The organism is Limnospira sp. PMC 1279.21 (genome assembly GCF_032349615.1).
Lineage (GTDB): Bacteria > Cyanobacteriota > Cyanobacteriia > Cyanobacteriales > Microcoleaceae > Limnospira > Limnospira fusiformis.
Window position 1 is genome coordinate 1 of the sequence record NZ_JARPLU010000076.1, and the last position, 22,892, is coordinate 22,892.

A 22,892-nucleotide genomic window follows, 5' to 3' on the forward strand; every position below is an offset into this window, starting at 1 on the left:
AGCCATTTTCGTCCCATCTGCGGAGTGTTCTTTCATGGACTCGAAGGATTTGGGCCGCTTCCTTGGGTTTGACATATCTGGCAATAGGTTTATCCTCAACCCTTCTCGCTTATTATACCATATTGCCCTAAAATATTAACCTAATTTGAGATTAAATCATGCTCTGTGATCAATCCCGGAATATCAATTAATTTTGAATCTGGCTAACATATCCCCAGAGACTATAATCACGACTGAGCCAACCATGAAAGAAAGCCATTTGACTGGGCTTTTCCTGAACCCGCTTATAACGATACAGGATGCGCTCATTAACAATTTGGAGAGCGGTAAACTTATTGTTACCCTGTGCGAGAGCGGCGCGAGTTTCGGCATCAAATACCCCCGTTTGTGGCAACCCCAGGGCTTGTTGTAAAAAAGTAATGGAATTATGAATGCCAAAGTTAACGGCTGTGTCAAACATGACGATCGCTAAAGCCGGGTGCATGGCGGGAGCGCCGCTACCTCTCCAATAGCCATCATAAATTTCCAGCATTTCCGCATCAGACATTTGTAGCACATCCAAGGGAGGTAAACCCCTGCTGGCACGATAGGCATTATACTCAGTTTGGAGAATACCCCTATAGGTGCGGCCGCCAATATCTGCCGGATGGTCACTAAAGCCACCCTCAAAATAGAGAGTAAATCCCAAAGCGGCATCAAAAAGTCGCTGTTCGTAATCGCTTTTACTGCGGGTACGAGCCAAGGTTTCGTGACCAATCAGGGGAATAGAAATAGCCACCAATAACCCCAAACCGCCAGCAATCAGGCGAGACTTGAGATTGATATGCTTCAGCTTACCAGTTGCTTGTTGTACATTCATAGATCTAACGAGTCCTTTGGTCTGGTGAGTTCACTCAACTCTCAACTAAGGATAGCAGCAAAGCTGACCAATCCCTGCCAGCCGTCTCCTACCCAGGCTCAGAGGGGAAATACAGAGAGCCGGAAGTAGATGTTATCGGGTCAATAGTACCATGCCTTGACGGTTCGGAGCATCTACGCGAAACTTAACATATAATGAACCTACTGCTTCAGGCATTGATAACTTTTGTCAAGTTCTCAGGGGTTTTTGTCCAACTGATTACCCCTGATGTCTGAACAGTGCAGTCAGAACCATCTGATTTAGCTGACAGCCTGCCTATATCAGAGATCTTCTCTGGTATCGGTATTGTATTAGACCACTTTGTGCAGTCGATTTAAGCTATGGAAACCCTAGAGTTTATCATCCATCCCGACGGCCGAGTTCAGGAACGAGTCACCGGAATTGTTGGTGCGTCCTGTGCTGAGGTTACGGCGGCGATCGAAGCTGAGTTAGGGGTGGTATTAAATCAGGAGACAACTTCTGAATATTTCGCCCAAGGGAATCACCAGTCTCAGAATGCCACTGCTCAAGTGGGTTTGAGTAACTGGTAAATTCTATCTATACCGTTCAAGCAATTCATTCACAATTTACCAACTATGTCACACTTTAGCCAAATCAAAACCCAAATTCGGAATATCACCTCTTTAAAAGCTGCTTTGACTGATTTAGGTATTGACTGGAAGCCTGGACCCCGCGAGGTTCGAGGTTATCGTGGTCAAACTCTGGCGGCGGAAGTGGTTATCCAACAAGAGAATGGTTATGATATCGGCTTCGCTTGGAATGGTCAGGAATATGAACTGGTGGCAGATTTGCAATTTTGGCAACAAGCTACCCCCGTTGATCATTTCCTGAGAAAAGTTACTCAACGTTATGCTTTCCACACTGTGGTTACCGCGAGTACGGCCCAAGGTTTCCAAGTTTCCGAACAGCACAATAATCAAGATGGATCGATCCGCTTAGTTGTTCAACGCTGGAGTGCTTAATGTCTCAATTGTCTGCATCATCACAACAGTCTCACTCAGAACGTTCGGGGTTAGAACCGGAATTGGGTGGGTTCTTGCGGGATGCACCTGAGCGTTCTGGGTTTGAGCCAGAGTTGGGGGGTACACTGCGCCAAAAAGGGGTTTATGTTGATGAGCCTACTTGTATTGGTTGCAAGCATTGCGCTCATGTGGCTAGAAACACATTCTATATTGAGCCAGACCATGGCCGATCGCGAGTGTTTCGCCAGGATGGAGATTCGGAAGATGTCATTCAAGAGGCGATCGATACTTGTCCGGTTGATTGCATTCACTGGGTTGACTATACGGAACTCAAAGTCCTTGAACAAGAACGTCAAAATCAGGTGATCGCTAGGGTTGGTTTTCCGGCTGAGGCGGCGATCGCACCCCGGAAACGTAAACAGTCCCCAAGGTAAACTACAATCAAACTAGGGGTAATTCCTCTATTATCCCCTAATCCCTAAATTATTACAAGTTCAGCAAAAGTGAGAACATCTTGCTTTTGCTTTTTTGTCGGGGAGTGTCAAATGCTTGGAGAATCAATAGACATTTCCCAGTGGTGGGGGGGTTCCCATTTCCCAAATATCTGGACAAGGGGGGATGGTTGGCGAAAAAAAGGGAATTGGGGAGGAGTGATTTATAGATACTGGGTGGAATGAGACGAACTCGCAGATCAATGGAGCGATCGCGCCATGGGATGGTTTTTACACCATCGATTATATGCTGTTATAATGGGTTATAATCTATTTTAAAATTTGCTACTTATCCCCCCATGTCATTACAAGAAGAAATCGATAAACACAGACGAAATATCAAAACGGACAGCTACTCAATGTCCATCGGTGAGTTAATGAGTCTATATGAGCATAAAGAAATCGAAATTCGCCCGGATTTTCAACGTTATTTTAGGTGGTCAAACTACCAAAAATCATCATTTATAGAATCGATAGTTTTGGGAATACCGATTCCGCCAATTTTTGTCAGTCAAGGAAATGACGGTGTGTGGGAGGTGATTGATGGTTTACAAAGACTTTCAACTATCTATGAATTTGTCGGCATTTTGAGAGACAAACATCAAGATAAAGATACCGATTTCTATATTTTGGATTCTACCATGTACTTGCCTTCATTAAAGGGCAAAAAATGGGATGATCCGGACGACCAGGAAAATTCTCTGACTCCGACACAGCGTTTGTTGATTAAGAGAGCGAAAATTACGGTAAATATTGTTTTGCCAGAAAGTGATAGAATTATCAAATATGAGTTATTTCAGCGACTCAACACAAGGGGGTCGATCGCTACGCCTCAAGAAGTGAGGAATTGCATGGCATTAATGTTGGATAAAAATCTATATAATGTGATGCGATCGCTTGCGGAAAGGGATACCTTCAAAAACTGTATTGCTTTGAGCGATCGCCTCTATGAAGAACAGTATGATATGGAATTAGTATTGCGTTTCATGCTTCTGTTTGACCGGGATGATGAAAATCTTGAAAACATGAAAGGTGATGTCAGTGATTTATTGACTAAGGAAATGCGAGATAAAACCATCGATAATAATTGGAATTTTGGCGATATAGAAACAGCCTTTGATGTGACTTTTAAGATCTTGCATGAAACGATGGGCGATAATAGCTTTAAGCGATATAAACTCGAAGATGATAGATTTCTGGGTGGGTTTTTATTGTCTGCCTATGAAGTAATTGCCCTCGGAATAGGGTATCATTATAAAAATCCCCTTCACAAAGAGCGAGTCTGCGATCGCATCAAGGGCATTTGGTCAAATCCAACCTATGACAAGAATTCCGGTGCTGGAGTTAATGCAACCAGACGTTTACCCCATCTAATTAAATTGGGTCGAGAGGTATTTTCTCCACTATGAAAATGCGAACGACTTGGCAGCGAATGCTTATCTGGACTATGTTCGCCTGCAAAAGCTGAATTATCAAGAACTTTCGAGCAATTTTTTGGCTTTGGCGATGAAGGAAAAACTGAAGAAGTCAAAAGAGACCAATAAACCTTCAGTCTATATCCCTATCTGCGAATTTTTTATTTCGGAGTTAAATCAAAGGTCGGTTTTACCCAAAGATGCGATCTCGACCGCCTCGAATCTATCCTCGGAGATTTTTAAAGAAATCACTGCCATATATACCTCAACCACCCCGAATAACTGCGATCGCTCTCTTTAGCCACATCACTATACCAATCCATTCTACCAATTCCTATCACTTTTGACAACGGATCAGATACTCCCTCAATACCGGACACACCTTAAACAACAGCCGATTTTCTCGAATTTTCGTAACTATATATCGCTGCTGTAAGGACTGTAACCCGTTAATTAAGTCCATTGATGATAACTGTAAACTCCCGGTTAAATCTTCTCTAGTTACAGGTTGATCTAACTGGCTCAACTCTAAGATAAGTTGCTGTTCTATGGGTGAGAGTCGCTCAAATAGCTGCTGAAAACCAAACTGCATTTCTGGGGTGATTATCAAGCTATTCTCGGCTAAAAAATCAGCGACATGACCATCAAAAATGTTGTGGATGATAAAAGCAATCTGTTTCAAATAACCAGGATTTCCCTGATATAATTGGATTAACTTTAACCAATTATCCTCATCCTTCAGCAGTCCTCCTCCCATAGTTCTCAGGATTTCTACATCCTCTAAACCGGATAACTCTAAAGATTTTATCGGATATAATTGCTCATCTAAACACTCCATCTCTCGACATTTCTCTCGACTGATTAATATAACATTACTCTGATGTTCTAAGTCGGCGATCGCCCGGAAAAAGTTTTGATAATCTTGATAGTCTCTTTCGTATTGTCCGACTAATGCGCCTCTCGTAAACAGATTTTGTACATCGTCCAGGATGATTAAACAGTGCTTTTCCGTGAAGAAACCTAATAGTTGTTTAAGGCGATCGCTCACAGTTCCTTTTGGTTCTTTTTCGCTAACTTTCAATAAATCATTAACTAGCGATGTCAACGATTCTGGAAATTTTAAGTCCCTCCAAATTATTACTTCAAATCTATCTAAGTGCTGATCTACAAATCTTTTAACTAGAGTAGTTTTCCCAATACCAGATACTCCTAACACCGAAATTAAACGACTCTTTCCCTTATTTAATAACCAATTTTCCAGCATCTTTAATTCCGTTTCTCGTCTGGAAAAACCAATAATTTCAGGCGCTAAACTTAAATCGATTTTCTGGAATATATCCTCGTGTCGTTGCTCCCTATTTGGGGGTTGACTAGGAGATGAATAAAATTGCAAATTATGACTACTTTCTATGGTATTAATATGAATGAATTGTGATGAGTTAAATTCTCACCGTTCAAAGGTTGAGCGAAAGTTATTTTTTTTGATATCCTCACCTAATGCTTCAGACAATATTTGCCATAATTTATAACCAATATCTCTAACATAACGCTCACTCAAATGAGATAAATCGGCAATTTGATCATAGGTTTTACCTTCCCATACTCCCTTAATCACAGTTTGCTGAGAGTCGTCTAAGTGCTTTTCTGTTTGCTGAAACACTAGATGATCTGCCAATTGTAAAACTTCTGTTACATCCATTGAACTTAAACAGGCTAATCGATTTAGCCATTATACCTTAGTTGATGCCCGTCATTTTACGTCATTTTACGTCATTTTACGTCATTTAGTTAATATTTATTCACAAAACTTACGTCATTATCTGATTTTTAAGTATAGCCAAATACCTAAAGTTTGTGGCATTGTCGTAATTAGACAAAGTGGAGATTTAACAAGTTCAACCCAACCACTTTGGTGAAAAATCATGGCTAATTATCTTTATTACGGTGACAACTTAGAGGTTTTGAGACGCTACATCAAAGATGATTCGGTTGACTTATGTTATATCGATCCGCCTTTTAATTCTAAGCGAAATTATAATCAAATTTATAATAATATTGGTTCGGAAGACAAAGCACAAGCTCAAGCATTTATTGACACCTGGGAATGGGACAATCGTGCTATGCACGGCTTTGAGGAAATCAGCACCAATTATAATGGTTTATTCACTGAGCAAGCTGTTTATTTAATCACTGGGTTAGAGAATGTATTGGGTAAAGGAAGTTTACTAGCTTATTTAGTTAGTATGACTTTAAGAATAACCGAAATTCATCGAGTTTTAAAACCTACCGGGAGCTTTTACCTACACTGCGATCCAACCGCCAGCCATTATTTAAAGTTAGTGTTAGATGCGGTTTTTTGTTCTCAGGGTGGAGAATTTAGAAATGAAATAGTTTGGTGTTATCGTGGTGCTGGTTATCCCAAAAAAGATTTTGGTCGTCGTCATGATTTAATATTTCGTTATTCTAAAGGTAAAGAATTTACATTTAATTTAGATAGTGTCAGAGAAGAATACGCTGAAACTACCAAGAAGAGATTTAGTCACTATATTGGGAATAAAAGAGGTAAAAAAGATTTTGGTCAACAATCTTTAAATCCATTAGGTAAACAACCTGATGATTGGTGGGAAATACAACCTATAGCACCATCAGCAAGAGAGCGTTTAGGTTATCCCACACAAAAACCAGAAGCATTATTAGAAAGAATAATCCAAGCCAGTTCTAATGAGGGTGATATAGTATTAGATGCTTATTGTGGCTGTGGTACAACAGTTGCAGTGTGCGAAAAATTTAACCGAAAATGGATAGGAATTGATATTACCTATCAAAGTATTAGCTTAATCTTAAAAAGATTAGAAGATAGCTTTGGTAAGGGAGTATTAGAGACCATCAAACGGCATGGTATACCCAAAGACATGGAAAGCGCCATAGAATTAGCCAACAAAGCGGACGATCGCACTAGGAAAGAATTTGAAAAATGGGCGGTTTTAACATATACAAATAACCGAGCATTAATTAACCACAAAAAAGGCGCAGACCAAGGAGTTGATGGAGTCGTTTTATTTCAAGGCGATCAACAGACACCGGAAAAAATGATTTTCCAAGTCAAATCAGGAAAAGTCAAATCAGGAGACATTCGGGACTTAATCGGAACCATGACCCTACAAAATGCTAGTCTTGCGATTTTTATCACCCTCCAAGAACCTACTAAAGAAATGCTAACAACCGCAAAATCTGCGGGATTTTATCGCAGCCAATACATAACTGATAGTTGTGATAAGATTCAGATTGTTACCGTTAAGGATATTGTGGAGAAGCGACAGAGATTAAATATTCGGCTCAGTTATGAAGTGCTGAAAAGTGCCGAAAAACAGAAACTGGTTAACTTTAAGCAAGGGGAGTTCGACCTTTGAGCATTCTTCAAAATCTCATAACCTTATGAAAATAGCGATCGCCTCCCCAAAATTAACCCCAGAATTAAGCTAACCCGAAGCGATCGCATGATCAGGGAATTGTCATCAACCCTGTTCAGACACAGCCTTTAATAACATATCCCCCATTTCCCGACAGCCTACCGCCTTCATACCCTCAGACATAATATCCCCCGTGCGGTATCCCCAATCCAGAACCTTTAACACCGCTTTCTCAAGGCGATCGCTCGCTGCCGGTTCATCCAAACCATAACGCAACATCATAGCAGCACTCAATACCTGAGCCAACGGGTTCGCCTTATCCTGTCCGGCGATATCTGGAGCCGAACCGTGTACAGGCTCAAACACCCCAGGACCAGAAGCACCCAAACTCGCCGAAGGTAGCATCCCAATACTTCCCGTTAGCATAGCCGCCGCGTCTGAGAGGATATCCCCAAACAAATTACCAGTCACAATAGTATCAAACTGTTTCGGCCAGCGCACCAATTGCATAGCCGCATTATCCACATATAAATGAGACAATTCCACCTCTGGATAGTCCGCCGCCAGAGCCATAATGCGATCGCGCCATAACTGAGAAACATCCAGAACATTAGCCTTATCCACCGAACACAGGCGACCCTGGCGTTTTTTCGCCGTTTCAAACCCCACCCGTCCAATCCGGTCTATTTCCGATTCTCCATAGGCCATCGTATTGACCCCTCGTTTTTCCCCCGTCTCCGTCTCAAAAATACCCTTGGGTTGACCGAAATAAATACCCCCCGTCAACTCTCGCACCACCATAATATCTACCCCTTCCACAACTTCCCGCTTCAGAGATGACGCATCAAGCAAGTGAGGCAAAATAGTAGCCGGACGCAGGTTAGCAAATAGCCCCAAACCTGCTCTCAGTGCCAAAAGTCCCGTTTCTGGGCGCTGGTGACGCGGTAAATTGTCCCACTTGTAGCCACCGATCGCCGCCAGCAACACCGCATCACTATCGCGACAAGCCTGTAATGATTCCTCTGGTAGCGGTTCCCCTGTAGCATCAATAGCCACTCCCCCCATGAGAGCTTCTTTAAATTCAAAATTTAGGTCTAATTGTTTACCAACAGCCTTGAGGACATCCACCGCCACCGCCATAATTTCGGGGCCGATGCCATCACCTGACAGAAGGGTAATGCGGTAGTTTTGGGTCATTTTGATATCGTTTCATATATTGCAGTGCAACCTTATATCATAACAGGAAAATAGATAATTTCCTCTGATACTGTCAATAAAGGGGTATCATAAATTTAAGGCGTATTTGGTTCGGGTTATGGAATATTCTAAAATTCTGGTGGCCATTGATAGGTCATCCCAAAGTAGGCTCGTGTTCCAAAAAGCATTTCACCTCGCTAAAGTAGAACAGGCGGAACTGAAGATTTTTCATTGTGTGGGACTGTCTCCCCTGGCTTTTGGTTCGGCTGGGGATATTTATGGACAGGGGTTGGGACGGGCGGCGCAGGTGCAACAAGAACTTATGGCTAAGGAAGTTGAGGAGGTCAAAAGTTGGCTACAAACTTTTTTAGATGAGTGTGAACAGCAGGGGATTAGGGCTACATCTGAGTATAAAATTGGTGAGGCAGGTTATTGGATTAGAGAAGTGTCTTTATCCTGGAATCCTGATTTAGTCGTCATGGGAAGAAGGGGACGTTCCGAACTGGCTGAACTGTTTCTTGGTAGTGTTAGTAATCATGTGATCCATCATCTCAGGTGTTCCGTTTTGATAGTTCAAAACCCTTAATAAAAAAATAGGCATTTGAGGGGCGATCGCCTTTTTAATGATTAGGATATCTCCCCTTCATCAATTCTCCTATTACTGCCCCCAGGGGTAAAAAAAAACTTATAATTATACAATAAATTCTCAGGTAATCCCCAAGTGGTCGCCTAAATGCTAAAATTGAGCCACTGAATCTTACACATAACAAACACGCTTTCAATGACTTCATTACAGCAACCTCACTCGCATCAGAAAGCCAAAGCCCTTAAACCCGGAAGCCGTCGCCCCGCTAAAGCCCTCTGTAGCGAATGCGGTCTCTGCGATACCTACTATATCCACTATGTCAAGGAAGCCTGTGCTTTTCTTAACGAACAGATCGCTAACCTCGAAGAACAAGCCCACGGCAGATCCCGTAATTTAGACAACTCAGATGACCTGTATTTTGGGGTTCATCAGGATATGATGGCCGCCCGCAAAAAAGAACCTATACCAGGCGCACAGTGGACAGGCATTGTCAGCACGATCGCCTGTGAGATGCTTAACCAAGGTATAGTCGAAGGGGTGGTTTGTGTCCAAAATACCAAAGAGGATCGCTTTGGACCTATGCCGATCCTCGCCCGCACCCCGGAGGAAGTTCTCGCCGCCAGGGTTAACAAGCCTACCCTCTCCCCTAACTTATCAGTTTTGGAAGAAGTAGAGCGATCGGGTATGAAAAAATTACTCGTTATCGGTGTAGGATGTCAGATTCAAGCCCTTCGTGCCGTTGAGAAACAAATGGGCTTAGAAAAACTCTATGTTCTCGGTACTCCCTGCGTTGACAATGTTACCCGCGCCGGTCTACAAAAGTTTTTGGAAACTACTAGCCGATCGCCCGAAACCGTTGTCCATTATGAATTTATGCAGGATTTCCGCGTCCACTTTAAGCACGAAGATGGTTCCACCGAAACCGTCCCATTTTTTGGCTTGAAAACTAACCAACTTAAAGATATTTTTGCCCCCTCCTGTCTCAGTTGTTTTGATTATGTGAACTCACTTGCTGATTTAGTGGTAGGATATATGGGGGCTCCTTTTGGCTGGCAATGGATCGTCGTTCGTAACGATCGCGGACAGGAAATGCTCGATCTGATTCAAGACCAACTGGACACTCAGCCCGTATCTTCCCAGGGCGATCGTCGCGCCGCCGTTCAACAGAGCATCCCCGCCTACGATAAAGCCGTCACCATACCCATGTGGGCAGCTAAAATGATGGGGGTAGTTATTGAACGCATTGGACCCAAAGGCTTAGAATATGCCCGCTTTTCCATCGACTCTCACTACACCCGCAACTATCTCTATGTCAAACGCAATTACCCAGAGAAACTAGAGAATCACGTCCCCGATTTTGCTAAACGGATTGTAGCACAGTACAAACTACCAGAATAAAAAAAAGACCCCCGTAAGGGCTGACTGGGGCAGGGTAAAATTAGCAGTCAAAAAACTGGCTAATTTTGTCAAAATCCCTGTCTCAGTTCTCGAAACATATCATTTGTCAGGAGGAAACCACCCCAATCTCTGTTATGCCAGTCGGTAAGCCAATACTGGAACAATTAAGACCAGCAAAACTGACCAAGGTGCATAAACCAGACTGATCAATAAACAGACAAATGCAGTCCCCCTCGCTCCAACTTTAACAACCTCCTCAGAAGTGTGAAAACTCAAGTAAATCGCCAAGCAAGCGACGGAAAAAGCCACCAAAGAAGGTACAAACATTGTACTGACTCCCTTCAACCAACTGTCAAAATGTGGCGCGTTCCTTCGGGCATGGGTCCCTACTTCCGTCTTCCTCAGAACGTTAACCAATAACTGGACAAACGGCCAGTTGAGTTAACGGGTGGGGGAGATGAACGATTTGCATATTTTATCAATTATAACACAATTTATTATATGTCAATAACCTTCCTTGAAATTGGGGTTAAGATTTCCTGACGGTTCCCTGTCCCCGGCTCAGAAAAATTGAGGGGCGGGTGCGCGCTGTATTGTCTAATATACAGCCACAGCAACCCGCCCGCTGAACCCTAGCGCCAAGGTAGTTTTAGGTAGGTTTAGCGTTTAACCAACTTTTTACTCACCTTACGCAGACGCACGGACTCAGGAGTAACCTCCACCAACTCATCAGGGCCGATATATTCTAAGGCACGTTCTAAACTCATATCCATGGGAGTCTGTAATTGTACCAATTCATCCCCAGTAGCAGAACGGTGGTTAGTCAACTGCTTAGTTTTGCAGACATTTAACTCCAGGTCTTGGGGTCGGTTGTGTTCCCCAACAATCATGCCTTTATAAACCTTAGTTCCCGGGGTAATGAAAAACACACCCCTATCCTCAGCATTTTTCAGGGCGTAGAAAGTGCTAACCCCCTCTTCAAAAGAAATTAACACCCCATTGCGTCGCGCTTCAATATCTCCACTCATGGGACGATATTCTAGGAAACTGTGGTTCATAATCCCTTCACCACGGGTCATCCGCATAAATTCCCCCCGGAAACCTACTAAACCACGGGCGGGAACTACAAATTCCAATTGGCCACGACCATTACCCCCCATACGCATATCCTGCATTTCGGCGCGGCGCTGACCCAAGCGTTCCATACAACTCCCTACAGCCTCTTCTGGAACATCTAAAACCAGATATTCAAAGGGTTCGCAGGGTTGACCGCTAACTTCTCGGTAAATTACCTGGGGTTGGGATACTTGGAACTCGTAACCCTCCCGACGCATATTTTCAATTAAAATACCTAGATGCAGTTCCCCACGACCGGAAACCATGAATTTATCAGGGGAGTCGGTTTCTTCAACCCGTAGGGCAACGTTGGTTTCTAATTCTCGCATTAAGCGATCGCGTAATTGTCGAGAAGTGACATAAGTACCTTCTTGACCAGCAAACGGGGAATCATTCACCGAGAAAGCCATTTGCAAAGTCGGTTCATCCACCCGGATTAAAGGTAAAGCCTGGGGTTCATTAGGGCAGGTGATGGTTTCCCCAATATTAGCATCACTGAAACCAGCCACAGCTACCAGATTTCCGGCGCTAGAGGATTCTAAATCAATCCGGCTCAGGCCTTCAAATCCCATTAACTTGGTGATTTTGCTACGAACTACCTCGCCATTTTCTTTCGCTAAAGCAGCCTGTTGTCCGGCTCTAATCACTCCATTATGGATTTTACCAATAACGATACGGCCTACATATTCGGAATAGTCTAGGGTGGTAACTTGCAGTTGTAGGGGTTTTTCTGGGTCGCCTACAGGTGGTGGTACATGGTCGATAATGTAGTCAAATAGGGGTTTCATGTCTACCCCTTCTTCTTCCAAGTCCTGTTTGGCGTATCCTGCTAAACCTGATGCAAACAGATAGGGGAACTCGCACTGGTCATCATCTGCCCCCAGTTCCAAGAATAAATCTAGGACTTTATCAACTGCGCCATAGGGTTCGGCACGAGGGCGATCGATTTTGTTAATCACCACAATGGGGCGGAGTCCCTTTTCTAGCGCCTTTTTCAGGACAAAGCGCGTTTGAGGCATCGGGCCTTCGTTAGCATCGACAATCAGTATACAGCCATCAACCATACCTAGCACCCGTTCCACTTCTCCGCCAAAGTCGGCGTGACCGGGGGTATCGACAATATTAATTAGTGTTTCTCCGTAGCGAACGGCGGTATTTTTAGAGAGAATGGTGATTCCCCGTTCCCGTTCAATATCATTGGAGTCCATAATACAGTCCGGGACATCTTCCCCTTCCCGGAAAATACCGGACTGTTTGAGAAGAGCATCTACTAATGTGGTTTTGCCGTGATCGACGTGAGCGATAATAGCAACGTTGCGAATGGGAAGAGACATACTTGATCAGTTGGGATAACAGAGATTATCTGGAAATGCAAAAATTTCACATCTCTTAATAATTTTAACCTATCTGGCCGAAACTCACAAAAAAACCTTTCGTCTCACCCCCTCCCCAGAAGCCGGGTTTATTCATGTTCTCGCCCCCACCTACCCCCGCAGGAACTACCCTAACCCAAAAGCTGAGTTTATTTATCTTCTCGCCCCCACCTACCCCCGGAAGAACTACCCCAACCCAGAAGCCGGGTTTATTTATCTTCTCGCCGCTAGTCGAGGAACTAGCGGAACGCCGCCCCTACATGAGATCGCCCTCTCCCAGAGGTAGACAGAGAGGGGGTGTCAAATTCTCTATTCCCTATTAATTAACTCATCTCTAACATCCGCTGAATAGGTCGCCAAGCAGCCTCTATGGTAGATTTAGGTAAGGTGATTTCTGGCTGTCTATTTTTCATAGATAAATAGAGTTTTTCGAGGGTATTTAGCCTCATGTGGGGACACTCATTGCAGGCGCAACTGTTTAGGGGGGGCGCGGCAATAAACAGTTTGTCGGGAGCCTCTTTTTTCATCTGGTGAATAATTCCGGGTTCTGTAACCACAATAAAGGTAGAATTAGCACTTTCTTTGGCATACTTTAATAAAGCAGTGGTAGAGCCTATATAATTGGCATGACGTAAAACTGGGGGTTCACATTCGGGGTGAGCAATAATTTCCGCGCCGGGATATTCAATCCGTAGTTGCACAATTTTCTTTTCGGAGAAATTCTCATGCACCATGCAAGCCCCCTCCCATAATAGCATTTCTCGTTGAGTTTCCGCCATGACATAGCGCCCTAAGTTGCGATCGGGTGCAAAAATAATTGGCTGATCTGCGGGAATTTGGCTAACTATTTTGACGGCATTAGCACTGGTGCAGATGATATCACTCATCGCCTTAATGTCGGCAGTGCAATTAATATAAGATACCACTAAATGGTCAGGATGGGCAGCTTTGAAGGCAGCGAAAGCATCGGGAGGACAACTATCAGCTAGAGAACATCCTGCATTAAGATCGGGGAGTAAAACCTGTTTTTCTGGATTGAGAATTTTAGCGGTTTCTGCCATGAAGTGAACCCCCGCAAAGACAATAACATCTGCATGGGTTTCGGCAGCTTGGCGCGACAGTCCTAGGGAGTCGCCAATATAATCAGCGATGTCCTGAATATCGGGGTCTTGGTAATAGTGGGCCAGCACGATCGCATTAAGGTCCTTCTTTAAAGTGGCGATCGCCTCAAACAAGTCCTCTGGCTTCTCATATTCAGTCGGTTGTCGGTCTAAAGTCGCTGCAAACATCAGTTGACCTCTGGTTTGTGATTCTCTAATTCCTAATTATAGTTGAATTCACCAAAAAGAGTAAAGCCAGAAATCTCAACCTGGGGTCGCAACAACTTATCCTAGAAAAAAACGTACTATCAGATACAATGAGCCCATCACCGGAATTAACTATCAAAATTGCCCTCATTGGAGATATCCACGACCAATGGGAACCAGAAGATGAGATAGCCTTAAAACAGTTGGGGGTAGACTTAGCCCTATTTGTAGGTGATTTTGGTAATGAAGCCCTAGAGGTGGTCAAGGCGATCGCTAACTTAGATTTACCCAAGGCGGTAGTGTTTGGAAACCATGATGCTTGGTATAGCATGACCGAATGGGGTCGCCAAAAGTGTCCTTACGATCGCACCATGGAAGACCGGGTGCAAACCCAAATTGATATGCTGGGACCCGCCCACGTGGGCTATGGAAAACGAGATTTTCCTGAGTTAGGATTAACGGTTGTGGGTACTCGACCCTTTAGTTGGGGGGGGCCACAATGGACAAATCAAGAATTTTATCAAACCCGCTTTGGTGTCAACAGCAACCAAGAATCAAGCGATCGCATTTTAGCCCAAGTTAAAAACGCCGCATTTGACCAGATTATTTTTTTGGGACATAACGGCCCATTTGGTTTAGGAGATACCCCAGAATCACCCTGTGGTAAAGACTGGAAACCTATTGGCGGCGACTATGGCGACCCAGACTTTGCCGAAGCTATTACCCAAACCCGCAATTATGGAAAAACTATCCCCCTAGTCGGTTTTGGTCATATGCACCACACCCTCCGCCATACTAAAGCCTATCTGCGGAAATCCCTAGCTGTCGATGAACATCAGACTATATATCTTAATGCTGCCAGCGTCCCACGCATTCAAGGCACAGGACCTGATAAATATAGACATTTTGCGATCGCTATACTTAAACAGGGTCAAATTCGGGAAGCCTCCCATATTTGGGTCAACTCACTCGGTCAGATCATCCAACAACAACATCTATACCCATAGACCACAAAAATGGACCGCCTCCCTTTCTCACAGACCCACACCTACTTAGGGCGCGTTGTCCAGAGAAATGGCGGCGGTCATAATTCTTAGCCTGATTCCTAGCCTTGAATACTTACATTTTAGCCATCAACGGATTCTCTACTCCAACCTAGTCATAGACTCCGGTATTGAGGCGGAAATCTCCTTCCTGTAGAATCGGCTCTACCGGAGTGATGGTAAACTCACCGATATAGCGTTCTATAATCTCTTTCTGGGCATCGGTTAACCCCGGAATTTCTAATACTTCCTCCACTGAATCATAGGGCGCTGCGTCAATGATAATTTTGGCCAAGGTGGGAAACATTCCCGGATATTGACGGAATTCTCGGATTGAGCTATTATTCAAATCCAATTTTTTCCCAAATTCAGTACCCAACTTGGCATCAGCCTTGTTTCTACGGTTAACTTCCGCCAAAACAGGTGCTTGCAGACTCCGTAATTGAACAAAACTCAAATCCGCTGCCCATGCAGGCTGAGGGACACTCCATCCTAGCAAACCTACCAACAAGCCTACTAAGGCTAATACCTGACCCAATCGTTTCATTAAAATTCTTCTCCCATTTGTTCTAAACTACATAGACAGAATCCACAAAATCTGTATTACGAATCCTGCAATATTGTTGAATATACCCCAACACCGGACCTTTAAAGGAAAATAATTCGGAATTGTCGATCATGGATCGTTTCACCCCAGACCCTCTCAATGATCAATTCCTACATCATTTTATTTTCCTCAACCCGCCCCCATTAGGCAATAGCCAATCACCGGGAATTGTTCATTGTTAATTGTCCTCGGAATTATGTTAAGTTTTGTAACAAGCCCCTCGTCACAAGTAGGGGGTAGGGGTTGCTTTCTGAGTTCGTTTCTGCTACTATATTAAAAAATGGGAATATAGACAAAATTTTATGGTTTGCAAATACTACCATTATTTAAAAGTATGTCAATATACTATCACGATTTGGGGCGACCTGTCAACCCTTCCCATAAATAAAGTTCAGCGACGAGCATAATAATCTAAAGCATAATCCCTAAAACGTTCCAAATCCTTAGCAATAGTAGACTCAACGACACCCCCAAGAAAGAGATTATCCATAATTTTCCCTAACAGACCGGGAATGGCATAAGAGACTGAGAGGCGGACAATACTACTACCATGGCGATCGTAAAAACGGATAGCGCCTCGGTTAGGCAACCCATCGACTGATTCCCATTGAATAATCTGATGTGGAATCTCTTTAAGAATGCGAGAAAGCCAGCTAAATTCAAAGTTACCACTAGCTAATTTCCACTTAGAAAGTTCCGGGTTGTCGTCTAAGATTTTGACGGACTCGATCCACTTCATCCACCGTGGCATTTGTTCTAAATCTGACCATAAATCCCACGCGATATCAATGGGAACATTAACTTCAATTTGCACGCTATGTTCTAACCAATCAGCCATTTTAGTTACTTAATTATTAAGGTGTGAGGTAGTTGATATTTAGGCACAGTCCCCGCCCTACTTATAGCAAGCCAGACAGGGACAAGATTTTATGGCTGTACGCCCGGCTTGCTCATTTGGAGAAAGTTAGCAGCATTTTCCAGGATCACACTGGCAGCCTGTCGCCCAGAGAGGGTAGCACCTTCCATGCTATCAATATAATCCTGTTGTGTGTAACTTCCAGCCAAGAAAAAGTTAGCAATGGGAGTTTTTTGGGGGGGACGGTAGGGGTCCATTCCGGGGGCTTCCCGATAGAGGGACTGGGCTAGTTTAACTACACTATACCAAGTCATATTTAACTCTCGGGAAGATGGGAAAAGTTGGTGAACTTGCTGGAGAACATGATTGGCGATCGCCTCATTATTTTGTTTAATAAAAGGGTCGCCAGGAGTCAAAACCAACTGTAGCAGAGAACCCTGTCCGGGACGGTAATAGTCCCCCGGACTGGTTAAAGCCAAATCAGCAAAACAGGAGAAATCGGCATCAGCAGTATACAGCAAGTTATCTATACCTGCGGCTTTTTCTAACTGTTGGCGTGCGAGTGAGTCTTGAAGTTCTGTTACCCAACCATCAAAGCGCAATTGCACTGTGGCTACGGGAACAGTATCTAACTTGTAAATATTGTCAAATTCCGGCCATTTTCGCCAAGCCTCTGGGAGCATTTTTTGAGCCCCAGGAACATCACAGGCGCAAACATAAGCATCTGCAATAATGGTTTCTTCGGTTTCCCCTTGGGCTACCACCAAGCCAGTGACATGGGTTTGGCCGTCAATTTCGGTAAACTGAATTTCTCTAACCCGTCGTCGCAGATGAATTTTAGCGCCCCGTTGTTGGAGATAGTTAACAATAGGTTTATGGAGATATTCCGCCGGAGACCCTTCCAACATTCGCAAGATGGAGGCTTCTGTTTTGGCGGCGAAAAACTGAAAAATCGTCAGCATACAGCGCGCGGAGATATTTTCAGTATCGATAAAACCTAAAGCATAGGCGATGGGGTTCCACATTCGTTTGAGGCTACCTTCAGACCCTCCCTGGCGGCGAAACCAGTCCGCAAAACTGACTTGATCTAGGTCTCGAATGTTTCTCATGGCTCCCTCGAAGTCTACCAAACCCCGGACAATGGGGCTAGTTCCCAGGGCGATCGCATTTTGCAATTTATCCTGAACGGAAAGCTGAGAAGTTGTGAAAAAGGCCTTGAGTCCGTTGAAGGGTGCGCCAGTGATGAACCGGAAATCTAAACTTCCGATCACGCCATCGCGGTTGACAAAGCAGTGAATATGGTCTTTTAATCGCAGATTCTCAAAGGCTCCCACCTTTTTCATTAAATCAAATAGTTGGTAGTAGCAGCCAAAAAAGACGTGCAGACCCATTTCGACATGATTACCTTCTGGGTCTACCCAGCTACCTACTTTACCACCCACAAAGGGGCGAGACTCAAATAGTTCTACTTCATGTCCGGCATCAACCAGATCAACAGCCGTGGCCATGCCAGCTAATCCAGCTCCAGCGATCGCAACCCGCATCCTACATTATCCTTAACAGTTCCTTTACGAATTTTAACAATAAAGTGATCCTACTGATCGATTTTTCGTTCAATTTTCCAGTTATGGGACTTGCAGATTGATTCTAGCATCTCCACAAAGCTGTCAATCCTAGCTTTACCCGCACCATAACCTAGATTTAAAAACCCGACATCTCCACCAGCAGTGATGACATCGATTTCACAATAGTCAAATTCGGCATAGTTTAAAATTATCGTGGTTGACAAATTGGCAGAAATTCGCGCCGACAAAGACTCCTCGACTAAGATATTGACATTACCAATAGTGCGGACAATGACATCGGGGAAGTAGTCGCAGAGTTCATGGACTAGCTGATCTAAATAAGAACCCCGTAGGATAACCGTTTGAATATTCATAGGTGATTGGCTTGTAAATCTTATTACTGATAGGAGTTGAGGGCGGATAATTGCCCGGCTGTCCTCAAAGTCTCAGCTTTGTGGACCTAACCCTATCTCTGTTATTATCCTGCCATCTGGGAGAAAATGATTCAGTTTTCCAAAAAACTTAATAAGTGACCACAGAACCCCAGCCTTAACCATTTACGCCGTGATGGTGAACCAATTGTATAACTGAAAAGTTTTATGTGATTGACAATACACTGAATGGCTATGGTTGTGGTATAATGCGATCGCATTTTTAGTCAATTGTCACAACTCGCCACTGGGTTCAGATGATCACTTTTGAGAAGTTTTATCACTATGGTACTCAGTCTATGAGTTGAGACTATTCTGATTATCCACTGTCTGGGGGCGATCTAAGTTTATCGCCATCAAATAAATTGCCGAAATATATCAAATAAGTTATAGTGGTTGTTGCTATACTATGATCTACGGTAAGATTGATTGAGAACATGGCAGGGCTAATTTACCAACCAGCCCCTAAACTTCCGCCCACCAGATAAATGGTCGCTGTCTGAACCCACATTTAATCAACATCAAGGTGCTTATGAAAACCATTCTATTTTTGTCTACAGGAAATGACTACCTAAGTCGATTTTCTGAATATTTGTTTAATTATTTGGCGGAAACCAGGGGCTTGAGTTGGCGTGCTTATTCTGGTTTATTACCAGTAGATAATAGCCATTATTCTAGTAATTATTCAATGGGGGCGATCGCCTTAGAGGTGATTAACGAATTGGAGAAACGGGGTATTTCCTTAGATTATTCTGTGCGGACTATCAGACCCGTATCTCAAATAAACTTTAAAAATGCTAATAAAACGATTGCTATTGATGAATCAATCTATCGTCCATTAATGGTTAAACGATATCCTTCCTGGGTGAATACGGTCGAGTATTGGAATTTATCCGATCTCAAACCAGCCAGCCGAGAGTGGTCTTTACAACAGCTAGAAAAGCGGATTAACCAACTCATTAACCAGTTAGCACCCAGTCAGGGAAATTTAGCCTCTGTGTGGGCGGGATATGATGACTAATGGCTTGGCTTATAATTCTCGGCGGGAAAAAATAGCGATCGCCAAGGCTAATAGTAGGACAGTGTAGATTATACCATATCCAGCATTAGCCACGAGAATAGGAACATCAGGGATATCGGCATAAACGGCATCATTTTTGAGATTAAGACGGGCTAAATCCGGTAAAATGACATACATAGCCGTAGTGACATTTTCAATGGTGTTACTATCGCTAATTTGACCTAATTCGAGTAAGTCTCGACTCAAACTCCCCATTACATAAACCGCAAAAGTTAGGAGTGTAGCCAAGAGAGAACTGGTCAACACCCCTAACAAAATTCCGGCGGCTCCAATTAGCCCAAACTTAATCCAAATAAACAGATTAGAAATGGCGATACTTTTTCCTGGGTAGGGAATTTGGTTAAGACTTAAAACCCCCATATATATGACTGTCATTACCACCAATAAAACTGCTAAGACCGCCCACAAACCCAAATGTTTACCAATAATCAATTCTGGGCGACTAACTGGCTTGGAAATCAGTAAGTAAACGGTGCGTTTTTCAATTTCTTGGTTAATTAAGTTGGTACTGACAAAAACTGCGACAATTAAGCTAAGAATGCTGATAGCAGCTAAACCGAGATCTAAGACAATTTTATCTTCTAAACTAGCAGCGACCTGCGGCATTAGTTCAACTGCTGCTACCATCAACAGCGCAAAGATACCCAAAATATAGAGAACCCTAGCGCGCATGACTTCCCAAAACACATTTTTGGCGATCGCCATTATCCTTCCCAACATGATGTTTGACCCTCCTATAACCACGATGGTTATCACTTGACTAGGATTCTTTCATATTAGCGTAATCTGATGTTGACTACTCCAAAAAGGCGATCGCCTCCTCAGTATATATAGGACATTCACCGGGACTGATACAATCAACAAATAACTCCATTTTTGACATAAAGACTGACCCAAAAATGGTAGCAAAAGAAACATCGGCGGCATCTCTTCCCGTCCCAATGCGGATCAACCCAGTCCGGGGAACTAAACGAGTCGCATCAAACAAATACCAGCGATCGCCTAAATAAGCCTCAAAATAGGCATGAAAATCGGGGGGTTGCAAATCATAAGCATAGCCAGTCACAAACCGCGCGGGAATATTCAAAGACCGACAGAAAGCAATACCTAAATGGGCAAAATCTCGACAAACTCCCGCCCTTTCGGTGGCGGTATCAAAAGCGGAGGTATGGGCGTTGGTACTCCCTGATAAATAAGTGACATTTTCATAAATCCAATTACAGATAGCTGTCACTCGCGAATAGTCAGGAACTAAATCACCAAACTCGGTCTGGGCGAACCGCATCAAGCGATCGGACTCACAATAGCGACTAGGATATAAATAAGGTAACACATCCAAAGGCAGTTTCGCTGGGGGAACTTCTGGAATATCGTGAGGGTGTTCTTCAAAGGGTTTAAATTCAACTGTGGCTTGATAAGATACTTCCAAATTTCCGGGAGGTGAATTAACCCGAATGTATCGGTTTTCTAGTTCGGGTGAAATGTATTCATCTATATTAACATCAGGTGCAATGTGTAGGTCTTCTTGGAGGATATGTTGAAATCGGTTATTGCAAACTGCAATATTGAAAATTAAGGTGCTGTCGCTATAAATCTCATAATTTAGCTGACAGCCTAAATTAAATTTCATAGATAATCAATCTCCCTGATTGGTAAGTGGTTGTAACGTTAGTTTATAGCGATAAAGGGCGACGGGATTTCCGGCGGCTTTAAAGTAATTAGGATCTTGTGGGGATAGGTAAATCGCTGTCATCTGATTACCTACTATCCCTTGTTCCTCCTGTCGATAAGCTGTGGTTGTTTCTACCTCATTCAGATATAGGGTTGATTCTCCCTCAAATATCTGCTGGGCGATTTCTGAGGCGATAAATTCTCCTGGTGATGGTGTTTCTGTTCCGTGACTGGTTACCACAGATATCAAGCTACGATCGCCAGGAAATTTAGTAATTTGGCGGTTGGGATTATTGGGGTCAACCTGTACGGATATCACCCCCCGATCGCCTAATATAGCCTTAGCAATATTTAACCCATTACCAGAGCGATCGGCTACTATCTCAGGATAGAGTTTTTCCTCTAACTTCAACCGGGGAACCGGAGATAACACGGAGGATATAGGCGCAGATTTCATCTGCTCTATAAAACTTAAACAAAACCCGACATAGCCGGATCTTGATGTTTATTTCTTGCTTCGTCCGGGACTGTCGGCAGCACCCCGTCCACAAGTGTAATCGTCTGAACCAGGCGATTTTTCTAAATTTCTACTGGCGTTCAAATCTCTATCAATCTTCAGCCCACAGTTCTGACATTCAAAAGTCCGACGGACTAGGGGCATTTTTTGACGATGGCCACAGTTAGAACAAAGTTGACTGGATGGATAAAATCTATCGGCAATAATCAACTTTGAACCATAACGTTCTGCCTTGTAACCTAGTTGACGACGGAACTCATAAAATGAGGCGTCCGCGATAGAACCCGCCAAACCATGATTTTTCAGCATACCTGACACATTCAAATCTTCAATGACTACTTGGCTGTGGTTCTTAGCCAAAAAAGTAGTGATTTTATGAATCGTGTCACGGCGAATATTAGCGACTCTTTGATGTAGCTTTTGAACTTTTAAGAGACATTTGGCCCAATTTTTTGAGCCTTTGACTTTGCGACTTAAATGGCGTTGTAATCTGGCTAGTTTTTTGGTCGCTGCTTTATAAGCCTTGGGATTAGAGAATTGGGTCCCATCGGAGCAAGTCGCCAAATTGTTAATTCCTAGGTCTACCCCGATTCTCTCTCGGAATTTCGGTGTGATTTCTGGTGTGGTTTCTACAAAAAAGCTCATATACCAGTCACCTGCTTGGCGCGTTATAGTGACTTTCTTAACTAGACTGGGTGGTAGAGCCTCAAATGTAGAAACCCAGCCCACAAAAGGCAGCTTATGGCGAGTTCCTGACAGATTGAATGGCTTTCCGGAATTGTCAAGGGTAAAGCTATCATGGTGGCCTTTCTTCTTAAATTTAGGATAACTGCTTATTCCTTTGAAGAAGCGCTTAAAGGCATCCCCTAGATTAATGAAGGCATATTGATAAACTTTAGAAGACAATTCGGACATCCAAGGATATTGAGGTTTCACATAATTAGTAT

Annotated in this window: 24 protein-coding genes, 2 pseudogenes and 1 riboswitch; of the genes and pseudogenes, 10 read left to right on the plus strand and 16 right to left on the minus strand. The window is 43.5% G+C overall.

Features of this window, described 5'->3' with window-relative positions:
• Both P5683_RS12980 and P5683_RS12985 read right to left on the minus strand, forming a co-directional pair.
• Positions 1 to 85 (minus strand): annotated as a pseudogene (locus tag P5683_RS12980) (IS607 family transposase); the annotation flags it as partial.
• 102 nt (positions 86 to 187) lie between these two features.
• Positions 188 to 859, minus strand: a complete 672-nt coding sequence (locus P5683_RS12985) for a glycoside hydrolase family 108 protein (RefSeq protein WP_006624399.1) — start codon at positions 857 to 859, stop codon at positions 188 to 190.
• Positions 860 to 1,239: 380 nt separating this feature from the next.
• Between P5683_RS12985 and P5683_RS12990 the strand changes: the two genes are divergently transcribed.
• The 5 genes from P5683_RS12990 to P5683_RS13010 all read left to right on the plus strand — a co-directional run bounded on the left by P5683_RS12990 (position 1,240) and on the right by P5683_RS13010 (position 4,088).
• Positions 1,240 to 1,449, plus strand: coding sequence for a DUF2997 domain-containing protein (locus P5683_RS12990; RefSeq protein WP_006617668.1), 210 nt, complete (start codon positions 1,240 to 1,242; stop codon positions 1,447 to 1,449).
• Between the two features lie 45 nt (positions 1,450 to 1,494).
• Positions 1,495 to 1,881 carry a DUF1257 domain-containing protein gene (locus tag P5683_RS12995; protein WP_006624398.1) on the plus strand — a complete coding sequence of 129 codons (387 nt, stop codon included), beginning with the start codon at positions 1,495 to 1,497 and terminating at the stop codon, positions 1,879 to 1,881.
• Positions 1,881 to 2,315 (plus strand): ferredoxin, encoded by a 435-nt coding sequence (locus tag P5683_RS13000; RefSeq protein WP_006624397.1) that lies wholly within the window; start codon positions 1,881 to 1,883, stop codon positions 2,313 to 2,315. The genes P5683_RS12995 and P5683_RS13000 overlap by 1 nt, the downstream gene beginning before the upstream one ends.
• Before the next feature lie 356 nt (positions 2,316 to 2,671).
• Positions 2,672 to 3,781: a DUF262 domain-containing protein gene (locus P5683_RS13005; protein WP_315641896.1), complete on the plus strand. Its 1,110-nt coding sequence runs from the start codon at positions 2,672 to 2,674 to the stop codon at positions 3,779 to 3,781.
• A gap of 13 nt (positions 3,782 to 3,794) precedes the next feature.
• Positions 3,795 to 4,088 (plus strand): MAE_28990/MAE_18760 family HEPN-like nuclease, encoded by a 294-nt coding sequence (locus P5683_RS13010; protein WP_315641895.1) that lies wholly within the window; start codon positions 3,795 to 3,797, stop codon positions 4,086 to 4,088.
• 36 nt (positions 4,089 to 4,124) lie between these two features.
• Here the strand turns inward: P5683_RS13010 and P5683_RS13015 are convergent, their stop codons facing one another.
• The gene (locus P5683_RS13015; RefSeq protein ID WP_315641894.1) at positions 4,125 to 5,180 is read right to left on the minus strand and encodes an AAA family ATPase; all 1,056 of its coding nucleotides are present in this window, start codon (positions 5,178 to 5,180) and stop codon (positions 4,125 to 4,127) included.
• Positions 5,181 to 5,234: 54 nt separating this feature from the next.
• The gene (locus tag P5683_RS13020; protein WP_006624390.1) at positions 5,235 to 5,486 is read right to left on the minus strand and encodes a hypothetical protein; all 252 of its coding nucleotides are present in this window, start codon (positions 5,484 to 5,486) and stop codon (positions 5,235 to 5,237) included.
• 223 nt (positions 5,487 to 5,709) lie between these two features.
• Between P5683_RS13020 and P5683_RS13025 the strand changes: the two genes are divergently transcribed.
• Positions 5,710 to 7,197, plus strand: coding sequence for a DNA methyltransferase (locus P5683_RS13025; RefSeq protein ID WP_315640139.1), 1,488 nt, complete (start codon positions 5,710 to 5,712; stop codon positions 7,195 to 7,197).
• 105 nt (positions 7,198 to 7,302) lie between these two features.
• On the opposite strand, the gene leuB is transcribed toward P5683_RS13025, so the two are convergent.
• Positions 7,303 to 8,394, minus strand: coding sequence for a 3-isopropylmalate dehydrogenase (leuB, locus tag P5683_RS13030; RefSeq protein ID WP_315645857.1), 1,092 nt, complete (start codon positions 8,392 to 8,394; stop codon positions 7,303 to 7,305).
• A 118-nt stretch (positions 8,395 to 8,512) separates the two neighbouring features.
• On the opposite strand from leuB, the gene P5683_RS13035 reads away from it, so the two are divergent.
• Both P5683_RS13035 and P5683_RS13040 read left to right on the plus strand, forming a co-directional pair.
• Entirely contained in the window at positions 8,513 to 8,980 is a 468-nt protein-coding gene (locus P5683_RS13035; RefSeq protein WP_006624387.1) for a universal stress protein, read from the plus strand.
• Between the two features lie 195 nt (positions 8,981 to 9,175).
• Positions 9,176 to 10,378 (plus strand): Coenzyme F420 hydrogenase/dehydrogenase, beta subunit C-terminal domain, encoded by a 1,203-nt coding sequence (locus tag P5683_RS13040; protein ID WP_006668682.1) that lies wholly within the window; start codon positions 9,176 to 9,178, stop codon positions 10,376 to 10,378.
• A 132-nt stretch (positions 10,379 to 10,510) separates the two neighbouring features.
• Here the strand turns inward: P5683_RS13040 and P5683_RS13045 are convergent, their stop codons facing one another.
• From P5683_RS13045 to nadA, 3 genes are all read right to left on the minus strand, one after another.
• Positions 10,511 to 10,705, minus strand: a complete 195-nt coding sequence (locus P5683_RS13045) for a hypothetical protein (RefSeq protein ID WP_006624383.1) — start codon at positions 10,703 to 10,705, stop codon at positions 10,511 to 10,513.
• 34 nt (positions 10,706 to 10,739) lie between these two features.
• Positions 10,740 to 10,844: riboswitch (Glutamine riboswitch) on the minus strand.
• A 193-nt stretch (positions 10,845 to 11,037) separates the two neighbouring features.
• Positions 11,038 to 12,828: a translational GTPase TypA gene (gene typA, locus P5683_RS13050; RefSeq protein ID WP_006624382.1), complete on the minus strand. Its 1,791-nt coding sequence runs from the start codon at positions 12,826 to 12,828 to the stop codon at positions 11,038 to 11,040.
• A gap of 362 nt (positions 12,829 to 13,190) precedes the next feature.
• A complete protein-coding gene (gene nadA / locus P5683_RS13055; protein ID WP_006624381.1) occupies positions 13,191 to 14,156 on the minus strand; it encodes a quinolinate synthase NadA in 966 nt (321 codons plus the stop codon).
• Positions 14,157 to 14,284: 128 nt separating this feature from the next.
• Between nadA and P5683_RS13060 the strand changes: the two genes are divergently transcribed.
• Entirely contained in the window at positions 14,285 to 15,181 is an 897-nt protein-coding gene (locus P5683_RS13060; RefSeq protein ID WP_006624380.1) for a TIGR04168 family protein, read from the plus strand.
• 148 nt (positions 15,182 to 15,329) lie between these two features.
• Here P5683_RS13060 and psbU read toward each other — a convergent pair whose 3' ends face one another.
• The 4 genes from psbU to P5683_RS13080 all read right to left on the minus strand — a co-directional run bounded on the left by psbU (position 15,330) and on the right by P5683_RS13080 (position 18,619).
• Entirely contained in the window at positions 15,330 to 15,764 is a 435-nt protein-coding gene (gene psbU / locus P5683_RS13065) for a photosystem II complex extrinsic protein PsbU (RefSeq protein ID WP_006624378.1), read from the minus strand.
• Between the two features lie 451 nt (positions 15,765 to 16,215).
• Entirely contained in the window at positions 16,216 to 16,662 is a 447-nt protein-coding gene (locus P5683_RS13070) for an SRPBCC family protein (RefSeq protein ID WP_006624377.1), read from the minus strand.
• An 89-nt stretch (positions 16,663 to 16,751) separates the two neighbouring features.
• Entirely contained in the window at positions 16,752 to 18,224 is a 1,473-nt protein-coding gene (gene zds, locus P5683_RS13075) for a 9,9'-di-cis-zeta-carotene desaturase (protein WP_315640136.1), read from the minus strand.
• 50 nt (positions 18,225 to 18,274) lie between these two features.
• A complete protein-coding gene (locus P5683_RS13080; RefSeq protein ID WP_006624375.1) occupies positions 18,275 to 18,619 on the minus strand; it encodes a hypothetical protein in 345 nt (114 codons plus the stop codon).
• A gap of 589 nt (positions 18,620 to 19,208) precedes the next feature.
• Between P5683_RS13080 and P5683_RS13085 the strand changes: the two genes are divergently transcribed.
• Positions 19,209 to 19,697, plus strand: coding sequence for a protein tyrosine phosphatase (locus P5683_RS13085; protein ID WP_315642407.1), 489 nt, complete (start codon positions 19,209 to 19,211; stop codon positions 19,695 to 19,697).
• A 9-nt stretch (positions 19,698 to 19,706) separates the two neighbouring features.
• Here the strand turns inward: P5683_RS13085 and P5683_RS13090 are convergent, their stop codons facing one another.
• The 4 genes and pseudogenes from P5683_RS13090 to P5683_RS13105 all read right to left on the minus strand — a co-directional run.
• A complete protein-coding gene (locus P5683_RS13090; protein ID WP_315642408.1) occupies positions 19,707 to 20,477 on the minus strand; it encodes an ABC transporter permease in 771 nt (256 codons plus the stop codon).
• A gap of 76 nt (positions 20,478 to 20,553) precedes the next feature.
• Entirely contained in the window at positions 20,554 to 21,387 is an 834-nt protein-coding gene (locus P5683_RS13095; RefSeq protein WP_315640135.1) for a transglutaminase family protein, read from the minus strand.
• A 6-nt stretch (positions 21,388 to 21,393) separates the two neighbouring features.
• Positions 21,394 to 21,888 (minus strand): annotated as a pseudogene (locus P5683_RS13100) (DUF6816 family protein); the annotation flags it as partial.
• A gap of 45 nt (positions 21,889 to 21,933) precedes the next feature.
• Positions 21,934 to 22,892: RNA-guided endonuclease TnpB family protein (locus tag P5683_RS13105; RefSeq protein ID WP_315645475.1), on the minus strand; the 959-nt coding region annotated here is incomplete at its 5' end.

Coding starts and splice junctions, on each gene's coding strand:
- P5683_RS12990 (WP_006617668.1), top strand. CDS start 1,240: ATGGAAACCCTAGAGTTTATCATCCATCCCGACGGCCGAGTTCAGGAA.
- nadA (WP_006624381.1), bottom strand. CDS start 14,156: ATGTTTGCAGCGACTTTAGACCGACAACCGACTGAATATGAGAAGCCA.
- P5683_RS13070 (WP_006624377.1), bottom strand. CDS start 16,662: ATGGCTGATTGGTTAGAACATAGCGTGCAAATTGAAGTTAATGTTCCC.
- P5683_RS13090 (WP_315642408.1), bottom strand. CDS start 20,477: ATGTTGGGAAGGATAATGGCGATCGCCAAAAATGTGTTTTGGGAAGTC.
- P5683_RS13085 (WP_315642407.1), top strand. CDS start 19,209: ATGAAAACCATTCTATTTTTGTCTACAGGAAATGACTACCTAAGTCGA.
- P5683_RS13035 (WP_006624387.1), top strand. CDS start 8,513: ATGGAATATTCTAAAATTCTGGTGGCCATTGATAGGTCATCCCAAAGT.
- P5683_RS13005 (WP_315641896.1), top strand. CDS start 2,672: ATGTCATTACAAGAAGAAATCGATAAACACAGACGAAATATCAAAACG.
- P5683_RS13025 (WP_315640139.1), top strand. CDS start 5,710: ATGGCTAATTATCTTTATTACGGTGACAACTTAGAGGTTTTGAGACGC.
- P5683_RS12985 (WP_006624399.1), bottom strand. CDS start 859: ATGAATGTACAACAAGCAACTGGTAAGCTGAAGCATATCAATCTCAAG.
- typA (WP_006624382.1), bottom strand. CDS start 12,828: ATGTCTCTTCCCATTCGCAACGTTGCTATTATCGCTCACGTCGATCAC.
- P5683_RS12995 (WP_006624398.1), top strand. CDS start 1,495: ATGTCACACTTTAGCCAAATCAAAACCCAAATTCGGAATATCACCTCT.
- P5683_RS13040 (WP_006668682.1), top strand. CDS start 9,176: ATGACTTCATTACAGCAACCTCACTCGCATCAGAAAGCCAAAGCCCTT.
- P5683_RS13080 (WP_006624375.1), bottom strand. CDS start 18,619: ATGAATATTCAAACGGTTATCCTACGGGGTTCTTATTTAGATCAGCTA.
- leuB (WP_315645857.1), bottom strand. CDS start 8,394: ATGACCCAAAACTACCGCATTACCCTTCTGTCAGGTGATGGCATCGGC.
- P5683_RS13060 (WP_006624380.1), top strand. CDS start 14,285: ATGAGCCCATCACCGGAATTAACTATCAAAATTGCCCTCATTGGAGAT.
- P5683_RS13020 (WP_006624390.1), bottom strand. CDS start 5,486: ATGGATGTAACAGAAGTTTTACAATTGGCAGATCATCTAGTGTTTCAG.
- zds (WP_315640136.1), bottom strand. CDS start 18,224: ATGCGGGTTGCGATCGCTGGAGCTGGATTAGCTGGCATGGCCACGGCT.
- P5683_RS13045 (WP_006624383.1), bottom strand. CDS start 10,705: ATGTTTGTACCTTCTTTGGTGGCTTTTTCCGTCGCTTGCTTGGCGATT.
- psbU (WP_006624378.1), bottom strand. CDS start 15,764: ATGAAACGATTGGGTCAGGTATTAGCCTTAGTAGGCTTGTTGGTAGGT.
- P5683_RS13000 (WP_006624397.1), top strand. CDS start 1,881: ATGTCTCAATTGTCTGCATCATCACAACAGTCTCACTCAGAACGTTCG.
- P5683_RS13095 (WP_315640135.1), bottom strand. CDS start 21,387: ATGAAATTTAATTTAGGCTGTCAGCTAAATTATGAGATTTATAGCGAC.